Genomic DNA, 19,613 nt, shown 5'->3' with positions numbered 1-19,613 from the left:
CTATTCGTCCCTTACCTTAATGCGCCAAGCCGAGTTTGCCTTCGTGAGGCCGTCTATCTCGACGAAGCGCGCCGCTTGGAGCATCAGAAGAGAGTCTTCCAAATCTAGCCCGAGCTCGGCGGAGGCGGCAATCTCAGTGATCTCGTCCCAGAAGAGTAACCCATTCCCGCGCCTGGTGGCATGGTCGCGCAGTCGGCGCATCAGGTCAAACGTGTCGTTGTTCAGAAAGGCCTTGCCGTTGGACATAGTCGAGATGAAGCAATGTTCGCCTTCCATGACCGTCCCGTCGGCGACATTGGTGCGGTAGGGTATAAGTCGGATGCCGACGAGCTCTCCCTGATCGGTCGTGAAGAAGACGAGCTCATTGAAACCTGACTGTATCTCTGGTGCTGAGATGCAGATCAATTTGCCGTCCGGAAACCTTGGATCGTTGACGATCTCGACCGGATCGGCATGTATGTGTCCATGCAGGTAGACGATAGGCTTGTTGCCCTGCAGCAGCTGAGTTCTGACAAATCCGCTGTTGAGCATCTCCGCGTATGGCGTAATGCGCGGAGTCTTTTGTGGCAGCAGATTGTGATGGCCGATCATGATGCCGTAACGCATGTCGGGCTGCTGGAGCAATTCCTGTAGGCCTGCAAGCATCTCACGCGAGATGTATGGCGTGTCCATCTGACCGTAATACTCGTCGTCGGACGCCTCCTTGTCTGGATCGCTGGGAGGTGTCGCGGGCGAATGTCCCGAGGTGTCCGGCGAGCCGAGATCTACAGGTTCTGTAGAAGGACCGAGTGCCTCGAGACGATCACGAAGGAACGCGGGAAGGTTCTGAAGCTCCCAACTGCCTATCGCTGTGTTGACGAGGATGAAGTTTGCGCCTGCGGATCCTGTCGGAAGTCTGAAGTGCACGGGTTGGTCCACGGGAACGGTCTGCCAACCCAAGCGGGCGGCTAAACTCGCCATTTCGCTGAATTTCTCAGTCGGTCCAAGTTCGCGCGCGTCATCACGGTTCACATCGTGATTTCCCGGTACGAATATCAACGGAAGCGCCTTTGAACTGCGCCCCTGTGCGCGGCAGAGCAACGTGAAATGCTGGAATGCCGAAGCAATGAAAGTCTTGTCGCCACGGCTCGTGAAATCCCCCATGAAGGCGATCGAATCCAAGGGCTTCGAAGTCGTCAGCCGCCGAAGCTTCGTCAAGACGGCACGCAGCGAAGACGCGCGTAGCTTCTGCGTTATTTTCGGAGCGAACTTGCTATCCTTGGCATCGATGTTGCTAGAGGAAGGATGCCAATCCGGATAGTGAATATCGCCTACTTGAAGGATTCGCACCCGTCGCATAACTCGCCCCCCCGCCGAGAGCCATAGACTAATCCGTTCGCTTTTGCCAAGCGCGAAACGATCATCCGACCGCATCGCCTGGAAAGCGCGTTTATCTTTTTGTTGGTAATGGAGAGGCACGACGCAATTGTGCCCCCGGTTGCTTGTCTGCCCACCAAATGGGCACTCAATCTGGGCGCATGGCTTATGATTTCTCGAGTTTGTCCCATAACGAGTTTGAGGATTTGGCCCGCGACCTCGTAGGTCGCGAGATCGACAAGCGTTTCGAGGCCTTTCCCGAGGGACCGGACGACGCGATGGATGGTCGACATGCCCTTGCCGGCGGCGACATTGTGCAGGCGAAGCACTACCAGCGGTCAGGCTTCTCGGCGCTGAAATCCAAGATGAAGAGCGAGCGCACAGCCATTGATGGCTTGGCGCCCTCGCGATACTTCCTCGTCACGTCGGCTTCGCCCGCGGCAGGCGGACACCGGCATGCGCAGCAGGATGAAGCCAGTGAGGGCCAGTAATACACGACAATAGTCATTAGGCTAGAGTACAGTCGCCTTGGGAGGCTGTTCGAATTCAATCCGGCGCTTTTCGGCATCCTTTTTTCGTTTGGTGGTGTCGATACGATATTGGTCAATTCCATCAAGATCGCTCTTCATATCGTTTGGTGTTGGAACTGGAATGGCCTTGGCGGACGCCATGTCATGTCCAGAACGCTCCGAAACTCGCTTCATGGCCCAATAGATTCGCTTGTGGTCTTCGTCCTCGACCACCACACCCTTCAGGCTCTGTGTCTTGACATCGCTGTTAAATCGCTCGACGACTTTACCGAGCAGGATTTCTTCAACGAGCCTCTCCCAGGTTTCCCGAAGATCGCTGTAGAAATCCTTCGCTGACCTTCGCCAAGCATCGGTGGTGAAATCAGTGGCGCCGTCGAAGCTCTTCAGGCGCGTCTTGAGAGTCTCGATGCGCTTCGTGACAGACTGTGCGATCCACGGCTCGTCAGTTTCGCTAATCAAGCCAAAACCGGCAGATTCGGACTTGTTGATGTAGTTTCGAACAAGGGGAATCGGCGGATTGGCCTGCGCAGCTGCGTCAACCACCTCGTTGAAGAACAGAAGATTATGGGTGAAAATAATAATCTGACGTCCTGTGGCCGCTTCTTTTACGAGCCTTGCCGCGACCCGCCTGATCCGAACATGGTCGAGAGATGACACGGGGTCGTCGATGATCATGCCTTGACGCGATGTGTCTCCTCCGACCTCGGCTAAGAAACAGGCCAGGGCAAGCGCGCGCTGCTCTCCTTCGCTTAAGACCTTGCTGTTTGAGATCGCTTTTGCCGCGTTGAGCCCGACCTCGAAATAGCTCTGCCCATCTTGACTACGATCATTAACTGCGAACGGGATGTGCGTTAACGCCAGAGTCTCAATCTCGGCGACGACGCGCTTTTCGAGATCCTGCATGACGAGGCTTCGTCGAAGCGACGTCATCTGCCGTGACACCGAGCCTGTTTCGACAGCATCGCAGCATGAGAGAAGCTTGCGCCGCTCTTCGAGATTCGCCAAGCGCGCGAGAACGATGGTGAGATCGTCGCCCAGTTTTTTCCGATCCTTGAGTGTATCGCGACGAGCTCGATCGGTAGCGCGGTTCCCGTCGTCGGCCGCTGCCTTGTCGTCCGTCAGCGCTTCGGCCTCTAGCGCCTCCGCCTCCGTTCGGAGTTTCGATGCAACTGGCGCCGCAAGTTGCGGGAACGCAGCGTACTCGGACAGCGCAGCCGCAACGACAATTGCATCACGCCTTTTACCTGCCTCGACATAATATGCCGAGATCAGGGCCACCATCGCCTTGCGTGCGGCGGACAGATCGCCAAACTCTCCGAGAGCCGCCTCAACCGCCTCCCCGGTCGCAATGGTGAGTCCTTTGATTTGGCGCAGGGCCTCTTCATGGGCAATAGATGCGACTTGCGCCGCCTTATTTGCGGCGCCCGTTACGAAGTCATTGAAGGATTGGATCCGCCCCGCGGCGTCCGCCGTCATCGGCTCCTGGCAGAGCATGCAACGATCGCCTTCCTGATCTGGCAAGTGCTGATGATCGATGCCAGTGACGCTCGCTAAATAGGCTCGTGCATGGTCGAACATATACCGCCAGGGAGAAAGCCCAACGCCGCTCAACGGCATAGTCGCGAACGCTCCTGAGGCGGCAAGTTGTGCAGCCTGCGCTGTAGAATCGGCTGTTGCATATAGATTGCGATAAATCTCGAGGGCCGCCGCTGAGAGAGCCGCGTCGATCTGTTCAGATGCAGTCAGCAGTTTTTCCAAGGCCGCCTTGGCACGCCGACGCTTTGTCGCCATCGTTGAAGGGTCGCTTGCCAGAGCCTGTTCGAGGCCAGCGAGATCAGCCATGTCCTGCTCTGAGAGGGCAGCGAGGTTTTTGATTTCGGCTGCGGAAGGCATCACGTCCTTTGACTTGATTTCGAGACGAGCCAGCAGCTTTACGACCGCGCCGGCAGCTGTGTACCCACTCGGCAATGGTGTCTTTAGGTTCTTTTCGATCGCTTTGATTTCTTCCCGGAAGTCGGCTTCGAGCTCGGTGCGGTGACGTCCATGGCTTTCGAGAAGCGCGATGGCTGCGGGCAGAAAACCGATACGGTTTTGCTTATCGACGTAGAGGCGAGCGTTCGCGGAGTCGAAAACGGAGATCCGTGCAATTGACGCGGGGGGCAGCGTTCCGTCCTTCCAGGTTATGGGGGTCGGTTCCGTAGCACCCTCTTCGAGAAACCGGACAAGCACTTCGGCTGGCGGTTTGGTGCCGATCTCGAACACGTTGCCAAGAAGATCATCCGCCGTCAGACTACGGCAAAGCTTCTTCGCGATCCGGCAATAGCCGCTCTTTCCGCTTCCATTGTCGCCGTAGATAATGGTGATGCCATCGGTGGCGAAACGCAGTTGCTGCTCTTCGGCGAGGCGGTTCAAATGCTTGACGGGGCCGAGTGAGCAAAGCACCGCGCGCGGCTCGTTCGAACTGTTGGCCCTCAAATGCTCCGCCGAGAGCGGAGAGCATTCGGGCAGATCAGCGGTAAATCCACCGACGTGGCGGACCCGAGCTGTTACACCGGCCTTATCCTCCTGCTCGAGGTTGAAGCCCGGCCGCGCGGCGTGTCTTCTTAAGGCATCCCTAATCCAGTCGGGCTGCTTATCCGCCCATTCCAAAAGTCCAACCTCGGCCATTCCTGCCCCCCGAATCTTACCATCATTATACTTATTGATTAGTCCAGATTCGATGAATTCGCTTGTCTGGACAAATTTTCCTCGCGATCGCACATAGAGTGCTGGAGATGTACCCAATAAATGACCTCCCCCCGCGCCGCTAGGTCAGCAAACAAATGCTTCAGCGATCAAACGTCTCCACAACGACATCAGCAATCAAAGGCATTGGACCGCGCGCACGAATTTAGGTAGCCGGCAACGCGTACGAGGAGATAGAGCTGGAAGTGCGTGCCTTTCGATAGTCTATGGGCGGAATTCGACCGCCTCACCGATAGGCCGATCGAGGTTCGCCGTCACTGTCGGGCTGGGTCCGAGTCCGCGATAGGCGCCACGACAGCGCTCGCGATAGGCGCGCAACGCTTGGTCCATGGCGCCCGGACCGCCACACATTTGCGGATGACGTCCTGCCCGTCTTGGGTTTCAGCAGCGTGCGCCGGCGCTCCGATTTCCGCGACTTTTGGATCCCCTCCAATCGTGACGACCGATTATCGCCTGTCTCCATTTCGACCGTTATCTGGGCGGTAACACTTTTAGAAATCTATGCTGCTGGACATAAGCGGCGACCATACCGAGAATTTACTTTCAAATTCTGGCGGCAAAGTTCTATCGTAAATGAAAATAGGGGATGGGGTATGGAAACGAGTTCGGAGACTGGCGATGCTGCCGGTATATCAGCCGCGCCCGTAATAGAAGTCGTGGCGGACATCGCCGCCAGCTTTACATATGCGTCCTTCCAAAATGCTATTCCGGTGATCCGGTCTATCGCGCTCAACAACCCGACCCAGCAGGGTTTCGAAAAATGCACTCTCGAGCTGACATCGAACCCCCCTTTTTTGCGCGCCAAAAGCTGGACAATTGATCGGATCGTTGCTGGCGACCGGCTTCCCTTAAGCGATCGAAAAATCGATCTCGACGCCGGCTATCTGGCCGGTCTCAACGAGGCTGAGCGCGGGGAGATAACGTTGCGCCTAACCTCAGGAGGCGCAGTGCTGGCCGAGCAGCGCGTTGCGGTGCGCCTGCTTGCCCGCGACGAATGGGGTGGCGTCGTCGATATGGCGCAATTGCTCGCCGCATTCGTCATGCCGAACGACCCGGCGATCGCAGGACTGCTGCGTTCCGCAGCGGAGCTGCTCGCAGCGCATGGTCATCCTTCCAGCCTCGATGGCTATCAAAGCGGCAATCCGCAACGCGCATTCATGCTGGCGGCCGCAATTTATTCGGCCATTGCTGGCCTATCGCTGCATTATGCAGAGCCACCTGCGAGCTTCGAAAGCCGCGGCCAAAAAATTCGACGTCCCTCAATTATTACGGCAGAAAAGCTGGCAACCTGTCTCGATACCAGTCTGTTATTCGCGTCCGCCCTGGAGGCGACGGGCTTGCATCCCGTCGTTTTGATGTTTCAGGGACACGCGGCCGTCGGCGTCTGGATGACACAAAGGACGCTCGCCAACGCCATTGAACCCGATGCCATGGAGGTCCGCAAGGCGCTGGCATCGCGCGAACTCATCGTGTTTGAGACGACAGGCGTGACGCATCGGCCGGCGATGACGTTGGAGGCTGCCCAACACGCAATCGAACAGCGGCTCGACGAAACGCAGGTAGCCACCTTTGTCGCAGCCATCGATATACGCCGCTCGCGCAGCGGCGGCATCACACCGCTTGCTTCGCACGAACCGACGCGCCGCAGCGTGGATGCAGAGGCGGCAACCGAAATCGCGTTGCCGTTGCCAGCCGCACCGGCCGTGGTAGCCCTGCCGGTCGAGATCGTCGAGGTAAAGCCGACGACAGCGGCCGGACGGATCGACCGCTGGCAGAAAAAGCTCCTCGATTTGACACTGCGGAACCGCCTGCTCAATTTTCCGGACTCCAAGAAGACAATTCCGTTTCTTTGTACTGACGTCGGCTACCTCGAGGACCGTCTGATGGCAGGCGCTTCGATCCGGCTGATTTCGCTCCCCGAACAGAATCCACTGGGCGAGCGGGATGCTGTCCTCTATCGCGAGGTGCACGGACGTGACCTCCAGCGTGGCTTTGCCGCGGAAGCGCTTCTGCGCGACGAGCTCCCGTCGACGCTCGATGGGCGTCAATTGGAATCCCGGCTGATCGATCTTTACCGGCAAGTGCGCAACGATTTTGCCGAGGGCGGCGCGAATACGCTCTTCCTGGCGGTCGGCTTCCTGCGCTGGAAGAAGAAGGCCGAGGACGAGCGCAGCTATCGCGCGCCATTGCTGCTCGTACCGGTCAAAATCGAGCGCCGCAGCGCAACATCGCATTTTACCTTGCGCTTCCATGAAGATGAACCGCGATTCAACGCAACCTTGTTGCAGTTTCTCGAACGCGACTTCGAGCTCAAACTGCCACAGTTTTCCGGTGAGCTGCCCGAGGACGAAAGCGGCGTTGATGTGCCGAGGCTGCTCGGTCTTATGCGCCAGGCAGTGCGCGACGTCCCCGGCATGGAGGTGGTGGACGAGACGGCGCTGTCGACCTTTTCCTTCGCCAAGTTTCTCATGTGGAAGGATCTGGTCGAGCGTACCGATGCGCTGCGCGAAAACCGTGTCGTGCGCCATCTGATCGACACGCCGGAGATAGCTTTCGAGGGCAATGGCGCATCATTCCGCGACGAGCGCGAACTCGACCGGCACTATGCCCCGTCCGACATGGTTTTGCTGCTGCCGGCCGACTCCTCACAGACCGCCGCAAGTCTTGCCGCCGCTGAGGGTCGCGATTTTGTCATCATCGGTCCTCCCGGCACTGGCAAGAGCCAGACCATTGCCAACATGATTGCCAACTGTCTTTCAGTTGGCAAAACCGTGCTGTTTGTGGCCGAGAAGACGGCGGCGCTCGATGTGGTGTATCGCCGCCTGCGCGAACATGGCCTGGGCGCGCATTGTCTCGAACTCCATTCCAGCAAGGCGGACCGACGCAACTTTCTCACCCAGCTCAGGATCAGCTGGGAAAGCGGCGTGCGCGTGGACGCAGCGGAGTGGATTGCGATCAACGAGCGGCTTCGCGTCCGTCGCGACGAACTGAATGCCTATGTCGAAGCGCTGCATCGGCACCATGTCAATGGTCTGACGCCTTATCTGGCGCTCGGCATCGCTCTCAAGAACAAGCGGCAGCACGCTCCGAGATTGTCCTGGCCATCGCGCGATTCCCATGACGAGGCAAACCGGCTGGCGCTGGAGCATATTGCCGCCGAAACAGGTCTCGCATTTCAGTCGGTGGAGATGCGGTCGGTCTTGCGTCTTATAGATGTCACCGAGTGGACGTCAGGCTGGCAGGACAATTTGCTCGAAGGGGCAAAGACCCTCAAGAATGCGTCCGAGGTTCTAGCGACCGCACTCGACGCCTTCCTGGTGAGCATCGGCCTGCGCGCCAAAGGCGACGCGTCAAAAGCGGAGCTCGAAGCGCTGCGAAAACTAGCAGCGGCACTCCAGGACAGTGCCGGCTATGACGTCAGCATTGTCTTTGATCGAGATTTCGCCCAGTTGCGGGGAGCCCTCGCCACTCTCAATGAGGCAATCGGAGACTATCGCAAGTCTCGCAAGGACCTGTCGGCCCGCTATGACGAGGCTGCCGTTGCGCGCATACGGGTGGAGGACATAGAGCAGCAATGGCAGCAGGCCGCTTCTGCATTCTGGCCAAACAGTCAGTTGGGCAAACGCAAAGTCCAGAAGCTGCTTCAAGGCTATGTCACAGAGGGGGTAGCCGATCCTCAGCACGACTTGCTGCTGTTGCGCCTGATGCAGGACCGCCGGGCCACTGTCGAAGCCAACATCCTATCTGGGAAGCCGATCGGATTTGCCGCACTTGATACCGACACCCACCGTATCGATCAGATACTCTCGATGGCCGAAAGGCTTCGACAGACGCTACGCCTGCCCGGCCTCGGCACGGAGGATTTCAAAGCGCTCCTGCAAGCAACCGCCCCGAGCCTGCGAAGCGGTGCAGCAGATAGCACGATGCGCTATGGGGCAGCCCGCTTCCTTGCGGCTTCTGCAGCATTCGAGGCTGCCAAGACCCAATTTGCGATCCCTGCTGGAAAGACGCCTTCTTGGGCAGAACATGATAACCCGCTGACCGAATTGACGACTGCGATGGGAGACTTGCTCGACGCCCGTCATCTTCTCCGGGACTGGACTTCGTGGTGCGGCATTCGTCGCAGGGCTGTCAGTCACAATCTGGGAGCGTTGGTCGACGATATCGAGGCGGGTCTAGTGCGACCAGCTGAAGCTCAATCCGCGTTCCGCCTGGCCTATGTACGCTGGTGGCTGCCGGCCACGCTGGATGCCGATCCGGTGCTGCGGAATTTCCGTCGCTTCCAGCACGAGCACGCCATCGAAGATTTCCGGGAAATCGACGATCTTGTCCGCGCTCAAGCAAGCCTTCGCGTCATCAGTGCCATCGCTCATGGTTTGCCGGCTGTGCAAGGCGTCCCGCGCAATTCCGAGTTGGGCCTGTTGCGCCATCAGATGGAATTGCAGCGGCCCAGCCGGTCAATCCGCGAGATGATTGGCGCGATGCCGACGAGCTTTGCCAAGCTCGCGCCGTGCATGCTGATGTCCCCTCTTTCAATCGCTCAATATCTACCGCCCGACCAAGCCCTGTTCGACGTGGTGATTTTCGACGAAGCATCGCAGATCACCACCTGGGACGCCGTCGGTGCCATCGCGCGAGCCCATCAAACCATAATCGTAGGCGATCCCAAGCAGTTGCCGCCCACCAATTTCTTTGGCCGCAACGAGGAGGACGAGGAAGTCGTCGAACACGAAAAGGATCTTGAGAGCATTCTCGACGAAGCCAAAGCGGCCGGCATCCCGGTACGTGACCTGCGCTGGCATTATCGTAGCCGCAATGAGTCGCTGATCGCCTTTTCCAACCATCACTACTATCAGAACCGGCTCATCACATTCCCTTCGCCAACGGTGGAAGATCGGGCAGTTCAGCTGCGAAAAATCACGACCGGCATCTATGACCGTGGCAAAAGCCGCACCAATCGAATCGAAGCCCAAGCGGTAACCGACGAGGCGGTCAGCAGGATGCGGCGTTGGCTGGCCCTACCGGAAAAGGACCGACCCACGCTCGGAGTCATCACTTTCAACGCGCAACAGCAGTCGCTCATCCTCGACCTTTTCGACAAGGCACGCCAGACAGAGCCGGAGCTTGAATGGTTCTTTGCCGACGAGCGTATTGAGCCCGCCATCGTCAAGAATCTGGAAAATGTCCAAGGGGACGAGCGTGACATAATCCTGTTTTCGATCACCTTTTCGCAAGATAATGCCGGCAAGCGCAGCATGGATTTCGGCGCGCTGAATCGGGACGGCGGCGAACGCCGGCTGAATGTCGCGGTGACGCGTGCGCGGCAGGAACTGATCGTATTTTCAGGTTTTGCCGCCGACCAGATCGACCCCAACCGAACCAAAGCGATCGGCGTACAGCATCTCAAAGCCTTTCTCGATTTTGCCGAACGCGGCGCTGTGGCATTGCCAGCGCAGGAACGCGGATCGGTCGGAGCCCTGGAATCCCCTTTCGAGGAGGCCGTCGCTGCCGAGCTTGAGAAGCGCGGATGGACCATCGTTCCTCAAGTCGGCATTTCGGGCTTTCGAGTGGATATAGGGATCCGGCATCCCGATCTCGCCGGCGCCTATCTGGCTGGGGTCGAATGCGACGGCGCGACCTATCACAGTTCTGCCACGGCGCGAGATCGAGACAAGGTCCGCGAGCAGGTCCTGCGCGGCCTCGGGTGGAACATTGTCCGGGTATGGTCAACCGATTGGTGGTTTGATCTCGAAGGTTGCACCGAGAGGCTTCATGCCAGCCTGGCCGCGCTGCTCGAGGAAAGCCGTCGCAAACAGGCTGAACAACAGGAAAGTGAAGCCGCGATCCATTGGGACATGGGACATAAGGTCGACCCCATGGACCCATTGCCAGCCGAAGACCTAGCATCGGCCGGCGAACCGGAACATCCGTCGATAAAATCAGAGCCAGAACTTGTCGCCGCTCCCCTCGCGACGGGAGAGCGCCCATCGGCATCTGCAGGAATTTTGCCTGCGGCCGCGCATTCGACGCATGATACCGTACCGACGGGCGGCCGTTATCGCCTGACTGATCTAACCGGATTTTCCACCAGCCCGGATCAGTTTTATGACTTCGTCTACCGAGGCACGCTGCGGTCCATGGTCGACGCGGTGATCGAGCAGGAAGGACCTCTGCGAGATGACGTCCTTGCGCAGCGCATCGCACGGGCGCATGGCTGGCTCAGAACGGGCAACAAGATTCGGGAGCGGATCGACCTGCATCTGCGCGAGTTCGATAGAACTGAAGAATCCAGCGGCAGCTTCCTATGGAAGAGAGGGACGGTGGTCGACCTGCTTGATTATCGCATGCCGTTCGATGCCGATGCCCGCCGGTCCATTGCCGACATTCCAATCGCCGAGCTGGCCGCTGTCGTCGTTGCGAACGAGGACATTCTGGAACAGTCCGACCCCGCTCTCGACCTTGCACGTCTGCTCGGTGTCGAGCGACTTGCGGCGATTTCACGCTCCCGGCTGGATGAAGCCATCGATCGCGCCCAGCGCAACCTGGCATCGACATAGTCTCGGAGACTCCATGTTTCGATTCATCCACAGCTCCGATCTTCATATCGGCAAGCGGTTCGGCAACATGCCAGAGGATCTGCGCGGGCGGCTCCGTGAAGCGCGCCATGGCGCGATCAGCCGGCTGGCAGAGCAGGCACGCGTCCATGGTGCATCCACCATACTTCTGGCCGGCGATACGTTCGATACCGAAACGCCCACTCCAGCGATGTTGCGGCAGGCCATGGCCGAGATGAGCCAGAGCGCGCCTCTGCGCTGGATATTGCTGCCTGGCAACCATGATTCCCTGTTGGCTGATCAATTGTGGAGTGCAGCGGACAGCGTTGTGCCGGACAATGTCCTGCTGGCGACGCGGCCCGAAACCCTGACCATTGGCGCGGACGTGGCGCTGCTGCCTGCACCTTGCACCACCCGCAGACCCGGTCGCGACCTTACCGAGTGGATGAACAGCGCCGCGACGCCGCAAGGCGCCATCCGGCTCGGCCTTGCTCATGGCGCTATTCAGAACTTTTCCGAAGATTCAGCAGCGTCCGATGTCATTGCACCAGATCGCGCGACTAAGGCCGGCCTCGATTATCTGGCACTTGGCGACTGGCACGGACCCGTCACCATCAATGAGCGCAGCCGTTATAGCGGTGCGCCCGAACCTGACCGTTTCAAGCATGATACACCCGGTCAGGCCCTTGTCGTTTCCATTGCCGGGCCTGGCGCCGTGCCCGAGATCGTGGCCGTTGAAACAGCTAGCTTTTCCTGGAAAACCGCTCCCCTGCATCTGCTGTCTGGCGACGACAGCGCCGCGGCATTTGAAGCGTTGCTTCCACCGGCTCATCTGCGGCGTCAGACTTTGCTGCGAATTGCCGCGTCTGGCCGGGTGCGGTTAAGTGGGCGAACGATCCTTCAAGCGGCGATCGCGGTAGCCGCGCCCGACTTCGCCTATCTGGAACTGGACGGGGACGGGCTCGCGACCGACTGCGAAAGTGGCGATTTGGATCGGATCGACCGCTCTGGTGCCCTTCGCGAGGCAGCGCAGGCACTGTTGGATGAAAGCAGCGACGAAACCCGGTCGGCTGTCGAACGCGACATATCGCGAGAAGCACTGGTTCGGTTGTTCAGCTATTGCGAGGCGATGGGATCATGAAACTTACGGCCCTTCGGCTCCACAACGTCAAACGGTTCGCCGGGCAAGGCGTCGCCATCGAAAACATCGGCGACGGCGTCAACGTGCTTTGCGCGGTCAATGAGTTCGGCAAATCAACCTTCTTCGAAGCGCTGCACGCACTCTTTTTCCAGCCTCACACGGGCACACCCGAAGGCGTGCGACTGTTGCGGCCTTACAGTGGGGGCAATCCGGTGGTGGAGGCCGACATCACCACTTCAGAAGGACGCTATCGACTTGCCAAGCAGTTTTATGGCGGCAGGCTGGCCAGCGTTATTGACCTCGACGGCGGGCGACTGTTGGCTCAAGCCGATGAGGCCGAAGCCTTTATCGGCAAACTAATCCATGGCGGAAGCGCAGGACCGGCAGGATTGCTCTGGGTTCGCCAAGGGGTCACCGGCATCGAAAGGCGCAGCAAAAGCGAGGAGGACGGCGAAAAACGCGTGCGCGAAAGCCTACTGTCCTCGGTTCAGGGGGAAGTTGAAGCCCTGACCGGCGGGCGACGCATGGCCGAAATCGCCGCGGCATGTGAAGAAGAACTCTATAGCCTGGTTACGTCAACGCTGCGTCCCAAGAGCGGCGGTCTCTATGCGGCAGCGCTCGACGAGCGTGACAAGCTGGTGAAAGACGAGCAGCGTCTCAGCGCCGAAGTCACCGGTCTGCGCGATTCGCTCGACAAGCGGCGCATGGCGTTGGCGCGTCTGTCTGAGCTTGAAAACCCCGAAGAAGGCGCCACTCGGCGGGAAGCCATCTCGGCCGCGGAAGCCGCAGTCGAGGCCGCCAAATCGCACAGCGAAGCCTTGAAAGCCGCCGAGGCGGAAGCTGCCCTTGCCGCAATTCACCACGACGCGGCGCAGCAGGCCCTCGATAGTTTTCGGACCGCGCTCAAACGAGCCACGGATTTGCGCCAGCAGTCGACGATTGCGCAGCTTCGCCGCAGTGAGGTTCTCGATCGGCGCGCTTCTGCCATTGCCGAAAACGAACAAGCGATGGGCGAAGTTCAAGCAGCCGAACTGGAAGAGCGCGAAGCACGCGAATTGCTCGCGCGGCTGGATGCGACTCTTTTGGCGCGTGACGCTGCCGAACAACTGGCCGGCTCGGACAACCGGTTGAAACAAGCCGAAGTCGCCAGAACCCAGATCGAAGATGGAGAGGCAGCACTGGCGATGCTGGCGGTGCCGGAACAAGCTGTCGAGCAACTCCAGGCGCTCGAAATCGAGATCGCCAGCCTTCGTGCAGCTCACCTGGCAACCCTGCCGACGCTATGCATGGAATACCGGGACGGCGCCGCCGATTTGGTGACCATCGATGCCAAGCCCTTGCCCCATGCAGAAGACCAAAGCTTTGCTGGCACCGTACGCCTGGATATTGCCGGCATCGGAGCCTTGACCCTGCGATCGAATCGGCCGCAGCAGGCCGACCGGACCATCGAAGACGCCGAAGCGAAGCACCGCAGCCTGCTTGCGTCCCTCGGTGTCGATAGCCTCAGGACGGCACGCCAGCGCCTAGTGGAAGCGCGCGACAAAGCTACCGAACTGGGCTTGGCGCGTCAGCGACTTGCCGATCTCGCGCCCAAGGGGATACAGCAATTACACGAGGAGCTTGCTCGTCTGAGTGCCCTCGGGGCCGGGGACCTCGAACTCAAAGTCGATCCAGAACAGATCCGGCAACATCATGCCGCAGCCGAGCAGCGTGTGGCGACAACACGCAACAGCGTGCGCGAGGCCTTGCCTTTGCGCAGCCATGCCGACGAGGCTGTCATGGCTGCGGAGACGGCTTATGTCACCATCCAGGCGGAACTGACCAGCCTCGAGGTCATATTGGGACCCGATGCAGCGCGCGAGGAAAAGGGGCGCTTGCTGCTCACCGAGGCCACCGCACGACAAAAGCTGCGCGAAGCGGCCGAAATGCGCGCTGCTCCCCTGCGCGACGGCGCTCGCGATCTCACCAGCGCTGAAGCCGTTCTGCGCCGCGCCCGTTCGGTTCAGGATGCCGCCACACAGGAAGCAAGTCAGTTGCGTGTAACCCTGGCCGATCTCAATGGCCATATTCGCACTCGGTCCGACGACGCGGTGGAAGAAGCTTTGCGCGAGGCCACAGAAAAATTGGAAATCGCTGGAGAGCGAGCGAGACGCTTCGAATTCGAAAAAGCCGTCCTCGACCGGCTGCGCACGACGCTGGTCGCTGCGCGCTCGACGGCACGCGATCTTTATCTGAAGCCGGTCATGTCCGAGCTGCGACCGCTGCTTGGATTGCTATTCGATGACATCTCCATAGTGTTCGACGAGAACACACTGTTGCCACAGACCGTTCGCCGCAATGGTCAGGATGAGGATGTCGATAGGTTGAGTGGCGGCATGCGAGAACAGCTTTCGGTTCTGACACGTCTGGCCTTCGCCCGTTTGCTTGCCCGCGACGGCCGACCCACACCGGTTATCCTGGATGACGCTTTGGTTTATTCCGATGACGACCGCATCGAGCGCATGTTCGACGCTTTGCATCGTCAATCACACGATCAGCAGATTCTCGTTTTCTCCTGCCGCCAACGCGCGTTTGCAAAACTCGGCGGTAACATTTTGCAGATGAGCGACTGGCAACCGGGTCGGTCATAAGCGGAGATCGCGCAGCCTCAGCTAGGGCGACGGCAGATCGTATCGTGTTACGATTGCAATGCCGTTTTCGATCTCGATTTCGATAACTTCATTAATCAGGAATTCCTCTGGGCCAAGATCCTCGAGGAGAGCATCGAAGAGCTCTCTCTGTTTTTCAGGCCCGACCTGAGGGACGACGATAATCAGGCCGGCGTGAACCGGTTCTTTGGCATAGAGCTTCCTGAAGTCCTTAGCATTGTTGGTGACGAAGGTGAAATCCTCATCGATAATGAGCGGCATGAGGTCCCAGTCGGTTTCGCCGCTTAGCCCAAGCCAGTTGACGTGGTTTGCTTCATGTCCGCGTTCTTGGGCTACCGCAACCAGAGACGTGTGCAGGCACTCATCGATCAGAAACCTCACGAGGTCACACGCGTCTCGACCTGGCCGACGGACCTGGGTCGCCCTTCAAAACCACGCGCTTCGACGACTTTATTTTCACGCCCTGCTCGACCAGCTTCTTAGGCCGCCCACGAACCGGGTGCGCGGCGACCCACATTCTGGCGAGCTCAATCACGCGCGGCGTTAGCTTCGGATATCCCTCCAGAACCTCCGCTTCATCTGCGCCCTGCGCTAGCATCGTCGTGATCATACGAACAGGGATGCGGGTTCCTTTGAAGACAGGCTCTCCGCCCATCACCCCTTTAACGCGGCCGATGGCGGCCTCCGCTTCATCAAGATCCACGATGCGCGCTTTGAGCTGTTTACGTGCCTCGGCGACGTCGACGATCAGCAGGTCGTCGGCCCTTACGGTCTTGGCCCTTGGGGCAGCTTTGATTTCCTCGAACAGGCGGTAGCGACGATCAGCGGGCAATGTCGCACCCACGCCATACCAAAGCTTGAGCCGCAGCAAATCCTCGCCGGTCAATGCCCGTCGGACGACCCCACCGATGCGCCGAGCAGTGCTTGGCACAGTATCGACAATGCGTTTGTCGATCGCATTGTGCACGGCCTTGATTCCTATCCCGCTGACGGCGGCTGCCTCTGCGGGGGTGTAGATGCGAGCAAGTGTGCCCATTATTCTTCTCCTTATAAAGAATAATATAGGCCGTTTGACCCCCTCCGTAAAGGCACGCGTCTTTGGAATCACGGCGGTTAGCAAAGGCGGTGGTGAGCCGAGAGGCCTCACAAACCCTTGGGGCTCGAGATGGCAGACTCGGCGCAGTATAATTGCGCTAACTATCGAATTTGCAGTTGGCGACAAACGACACACGAGTTCGTCGCGGACTTTTAACTCTGCGAAGGCGCGTCTTCGAGCGCTTTGAAACCCTACACCCATCTGCAGGCCATCTGTATCAAGCTTTGGACCAAAACCGTTTCCATCGCTCACGAGCGTTCTCTCTGGGGGTCTCAAGTGGGGCTTGCCCATGGCCACGAATTTTTGGGCGACAGCGGTGCAGAGGCCGCATACCGCTGCCTGCTTGACGTCGCTGACCGTGTCCATGTCCGAAATTTGCCTACAAATTTCGGACGCCCTTGGGCGCGCTAGATTCGCTATGGAAAGCTGGAAGCACTCGCAAGCCCGGTGGCCACAGCGTCTGCAGCGCCAAGCTATTCCTCCGTATCCAAACCCGCATCCTCATGGCCACTAGCCAACTCTGGCATAATTTCACCAGCAAGCAGCTCATCTCTGCTCAGCAGCCCGGCATCCTCGAGCGCCTCGCAGTCCGGGAGATCGCGAAGCGTGTCGAGGCCGAACTCGAGCAGGACGCTTTTGTCGTCACATAGGTGTAGGGAGCGCCGGGCGTCGGACTGCGCGGGTTCGACGCGATCAGGCCGGTGCCGCAGATGGCCGATCAGGTCGCGACTGATTACTTCCCGAAAACCGACGACAATTCGGCGCGGGTAATCGGCTGGAAGTGCCGATGCACATCAGCATCAGCACGTCCGACCACGTCAGGTCCACGGCACGCCCGCTGCTTCCGCAGGCGCGGATGGCATCGGCATAGGCCGGCCGTGTCAGGTGCTTCCAGCCGCCGGCGACAGCGACGAGGTCATAGGGCCGTCCGCGCAGCTCTCGGATGTCGTCGATGAGAAGGTCACGGGCGAGCTCGCGGGAGAGACTGCACCGCAAGCGCGTCCCGCGCGCGCGAACTGCTCGATCAACTGATCTCAGACGACGACGAATCTCGTCCAGATTCCAAAAGCGGTGGCCGCAGCGGCGCTTTGCGGGCTCGCGTTACCACAGATCGCAGAACTGTGATCTCGCCTTGTGCCCGAGACCGCAATCTGGGCTCGCGACGAAGCATATCGCTTGCGATCATCAAAGGACGCGTCGACGCCGTCGGTTGCCTTTTCCACCGCCGCCTCACACATCGTGTTGGGGCTGAAGAGCTACCTGCAAATCCTCGCAACGGGCGCGGCCGCATCCTTGATTTTACAAATTGACACGTCTTGGTTTTTAGAAAATGCCACGTGCGATGATGGCGCCAAAAAAAAATGTCACGCGAGATGATCATGCCTGAGGTAAATGGTCCGCCAAAGTTGGGAAAGGTATACCGGTTGAATGGTGGATAGGTACGCCGGATAAAAAGGGCTTCGGGTTCCGGAAGACGAACTAATCGACGGATAGGCGCTGCTCGTGAGGGAAACTGCATGCGCATTACGGTTATGACCATCCAGGGATGTCGGATATGATCTTGAATAGTGACATTGCAGGCCAAAGAGCGGCCGAGAAGCTAGCAGAGGGCCTGAAATCGCAGGGCAAGCAGCAATACGAAGAAAGGTCGAGGGAACGCGAACGAGATGTGTCTCGTTAGGTCGCACGTTGCACCAGGGGTGCGTCGGAAGGCACTCCGCCGTGTCCTGAAGAGGTAGCCTGCACTTGAGAATAGCCACGGTGGTACCTTATTTTCGGCTGTGAAGCACACGAGACCCGCGACGTGAGACCCAGTTGCTCAATACCCAGTTGCTGGGTGAGCGTGCATGACTGCCAACGGAAGGTCTTGCACGCACCCTCGCGATCTTGAGCAATGGTCGCCATGACTTTCTTCTTGCAGGCTTTTGAGTGGCCCAGCCTGCAATCACCAGACCCCACCGACTCTAAAGAGCGTGGCAGACGGGATAGTCGAGGTTGCCCGGCACAATTACGCTCAAGGCTTGCGCCGCCCAGAGGACACGCTGAAAAGGCAGCATGGGCGCGCAAGCACGCCATTCACGAGAGGTTCGACATGAAGACTATGCAAGAAAAAGACATTCCGGCATTCGTGCAAGCAGTTGTGGAGGCCGGCTGCAACATTTGCGCGATTGGCAACTTGGGATATGTCTTTGGCGATGCTGATTTGACGCCGGCGCAACGGAGGTCCGTCGAGCCACAGCTGCGCAGGATTGCTGAGATCTACGGCGAACGCGATCATCTCATGGACGAGATAGCTGTATATCTGCGGTCGATCGGACGCCATGTCGAGGTTGAGCCGAAGACAGGTGTTTCCTGATGGCCGCGATCGATCGCGTTCCGTAGTCGCCATTTCTATTGGGTAACGAGCAGCCGTCTTCCAACCTCTGAAACAAAAAAGAGGTGACCCCCAAAGGCCGCTCTCGAGACCGCAAGTCTGAGCCGCTAACGCATTGCGATAACCAGGCTGTCCGAACTGGGCGTCGATGCCTTCCTCGACCAGGTCGCGGTAGGCGGCGATCTCATCTACCGCATGCATAGCCAAGCCAGAGAAGTTTTCGGCAGCGGAATTCTCGGTCGCTTCCCCTTTTATGACTAGAGGGTGCGGCCGATCCGGCCGCGACGATCTCGCAGGGATTGCCATATACGGCAACACGAACACCGGCGGATCAATACTCGGATAATGGCGGCCGGCTATGTAGCGATCGATCGCGCACCAACATATCAATGCAATAGCTTAGTTGCTTTCAAAGGCGGGTCTCTACGAACTGCAAGCAAGCTAAACGATTGCGTCAACTCTTCCTCGCAGAGCGAAAACTCCGCGCCCACGCGATTTCTCTGCTGGAACAGCGGCACATCCTCAGCGCCAGGACACGGCCGCCGCCGTCGGGTTTTACGAAGCCGGTGATTGCATAAGTTGCCCGCAAGATATCATTGGTATCGGGAACGCCGCCGATGCCGCATCCTGAATAGAGCGGCCGCTTGCACCTGCCAGCCCGACGACCAGATCATATCTGCAACTCCATCTACCTGGACGTGGTGCAAATCACCTCGCTGAAGCCGCAAATCGTCGCCTTCGACCAGGATAACCACATCCGTGACCGCCTGAGCTACTCGGTCGATCTCGACGCACATGGCCGATACAGTTTTTCCATCCTTCACGAAGCGAATGAGACTTTGGCCATTCCAGCCCTGGTCTACGGGGCGTGACTTGTCCCCGATGCATGCGCGAGCTCTCCGCTCGGCCGGCCGCCGGACGTCGCCACCGGCCGAAGGCGCCCGAAGGCGCCCGAAGGCGCTTGACAAAGCAGCACCGGCCCATTCAACTTGAGGCATTCACCAGGGGAGTCCCGGTAAGGGGCTGAGATACTGCTGGCTTTCGCGGCGCAGTGACCCGTTGAACCTGATCCAGTTCATACTGGCGTAGGGACGGTGCAAGCGCTTTGCGGGAGTTTACGCCCGAGGTCCTGCTGCAGCAGGTCTACAGAAGCGTCTTTTCATCCTTCC

Annotated in this window: 10 protein-coding genes, 1 pseudogene and 1 riboswitch; of the genes and pseudogenes, 6 read left to right on the top strand and 5 right to left on the bottom strand. The window is 59.0% G+C overall.

Going from position 1 to position 19,613, the window contains the following annotated elements; translation table 11 throughout:
* Positions 1–1,458: a metallophosphoesterase gene (locus EJ074_RS17940; protein ID WP_126057628.1), complete on the bottom strand. Its 1,458-nt coding sequence runs from the start codon at positions 1,456–1,458 to the stop codon at positions 1–3.
* Positions 1,459–1,517: 59 nt separating this feature from the next.
* On the opposite strand from EJ074_RS17940, the gene EJ074_RS17935 reads away from it, so the two are divergent.
* On the top strand, positions 1,518–1,847 hold the full coding sequence (locus EJ074_RS17935) for a hypothetical protein (protein ID WP_186815491.1): 330 nt from the start codon (positions 1,518–1,520) through the stop codon (positions 1,845–1,847).
* Positions 1,848–1,868: 21 nt separating this feature from the next.
* On the opposite strand, the gene EJ074_RS17930 is transcribed toward EJ074_RS17935, so the two are convergent.
* The gene (locus tag EJ074_RS17930) at positions 1,869–4,553 is read right to left on the bottom strand and encodes an AAA family ATPase (RefSeq protein ID WP_126063811.1); all 2,685 of its coding nucleotides are present in this window, start codon (positions 4,551–4,553) and stop codon (positions 1,869–1,871) included.
* Positions 4,554–5,224: 671 nt separating this feature from the next.
* Between EJ074_RS17930 and EJ074_RS17925 the strand changes: the two genes are divergently transcribed.
* The 3 genes from EJ074_RS17925 to EJ074_RS17915 are packed head-to-tail and all read left to right on the top strand — an operon-like array spanning position 5,225 to position 14,956.
* Positions 5,225–11,188: a DUF3320 domain-containing protein gene (locus EJ074_RS17925; RefSeq protein WP_126057627.1), complete on the top strand. Its 5,964-nt coding sequence runs from the start codon at positions 5,225–5,227 to the stop codon at positions 11,186–11,188.
* 13 nt (positions 11,189–11,201) lie between these two features.
* The gene (locus EJ074_RS17920) at positions 11,202–12,326 is read left to right on the top strand and encodes a DNA repair exonuclease (RefSeq protein ID WP_126057626.1); all 1,125 of its coding nucleotides are present in this window, start codon (positions 11,202–11,204) and stop codon (positions 12,324–12,326) included.
* On the top strand, positions 12,323–14,956 hold the full coding sequence (locus EJ074_RS17915) for an ATP-binding protein (protein WP_126063810.1): 2,634 nt from the start codon (positions 12,323–12,325) through the stop codon (positions 14,954–14,956). The genes EJ074_RS17920 and EJ074_RS17915 overlap by 4 nt, the downstream gene beginning before the upstream one ends.
* Positions 14,957–14,977: 21 nt before the next feature.
* Here EJ074_RS17915 and EJ074_RS17910 read toward each other — a convergent pair whose 3' ends face one another.
* From EJ074_RS17910 to EJ074_RS30260, 3 genes and pseudogenes are all read right to left on the bottom strand, one after another.
* Complete coding sequence (locus EJ074_RS17910) at positions 14,978–15,355, bottom strand: DUF5615 family PIN-like protein (protein ID WP_126057625.1); 378 nt, start codon at positions 15,353–15,355, stop codon at positions 14,978–14,980.
* Positions 15,356–15,359: 4 nt separating this feature from the next.
* A complete protein-coding gene (locus EJ074_RS17905; RefSeq protein ID WP_126057624.1) occupies positions 15,360–16,010 on the bottom strand; it encodes a DUF433 domain-containing protein in 651 nt (216 codons plus the stop codon).
* Between the two features lie 533 nt (positions 16,011–16,543).
* A pseudogene (locus EJ074_RS30260) lies at positions 16,544–17,066 on the bottom strand (SMC-Scp complex subunit ScpB).
* 898 nt (positions 17,067–17,964) lie between these two features.
* Between EJ074_RS30260 and EJ074_RS30760 the strand changes: the two are divergent.
* The gene (locus tag EJ074_RS30760; RefSeq protein ID WP_306283303.1) at positions 17,965–18,426 is read left to right on the top strand and encodes a hypothetical protein; all 462 of its coding nucleotides are present in this window, start codon (positions 17,965–17,967) and stop codon (positions 18,424–18,426) included.
* A gap of 662 nt (positions 18,427–19,088) precedes the next feature.
* The gene (locus EJ074_RS17890; protein WP_245454713.1) at positions 19,089–19,316 is read left to right on the top strand and encodes a hypothetical protein; all 228 of its coding nucleotides are present in this window, start codon (positions 19,089–19,091) and stop codon (positions 19,314–19,316) included.
* A 121-nt stretch (positions 19,317–19,437) separates the two neighbouring features.
* Positions 19,438–19,554, top strand: a riboswitch (TPP riboswitch).
* The last annotated feature ends 59 nt before the right edge of the window (positions 19,555–19,613 follow it).

It is taken from the genome of Mesorhizobium sp. M3A.F.Ca.ET.080.04.2.1, assembly GCF_003952525.1.
Taxonomy (GTDB): Bacteria; Pseudomonadota; Alphaproteobacteria; order Rhizobiales; family Rhizobiaceae; genus Mesorhizobium.
The sequence above is the reverse complement of the archived record's forward strand: the minus strand, read 5'-3'. Positions and strand labels throughout refer to the sequence as shown.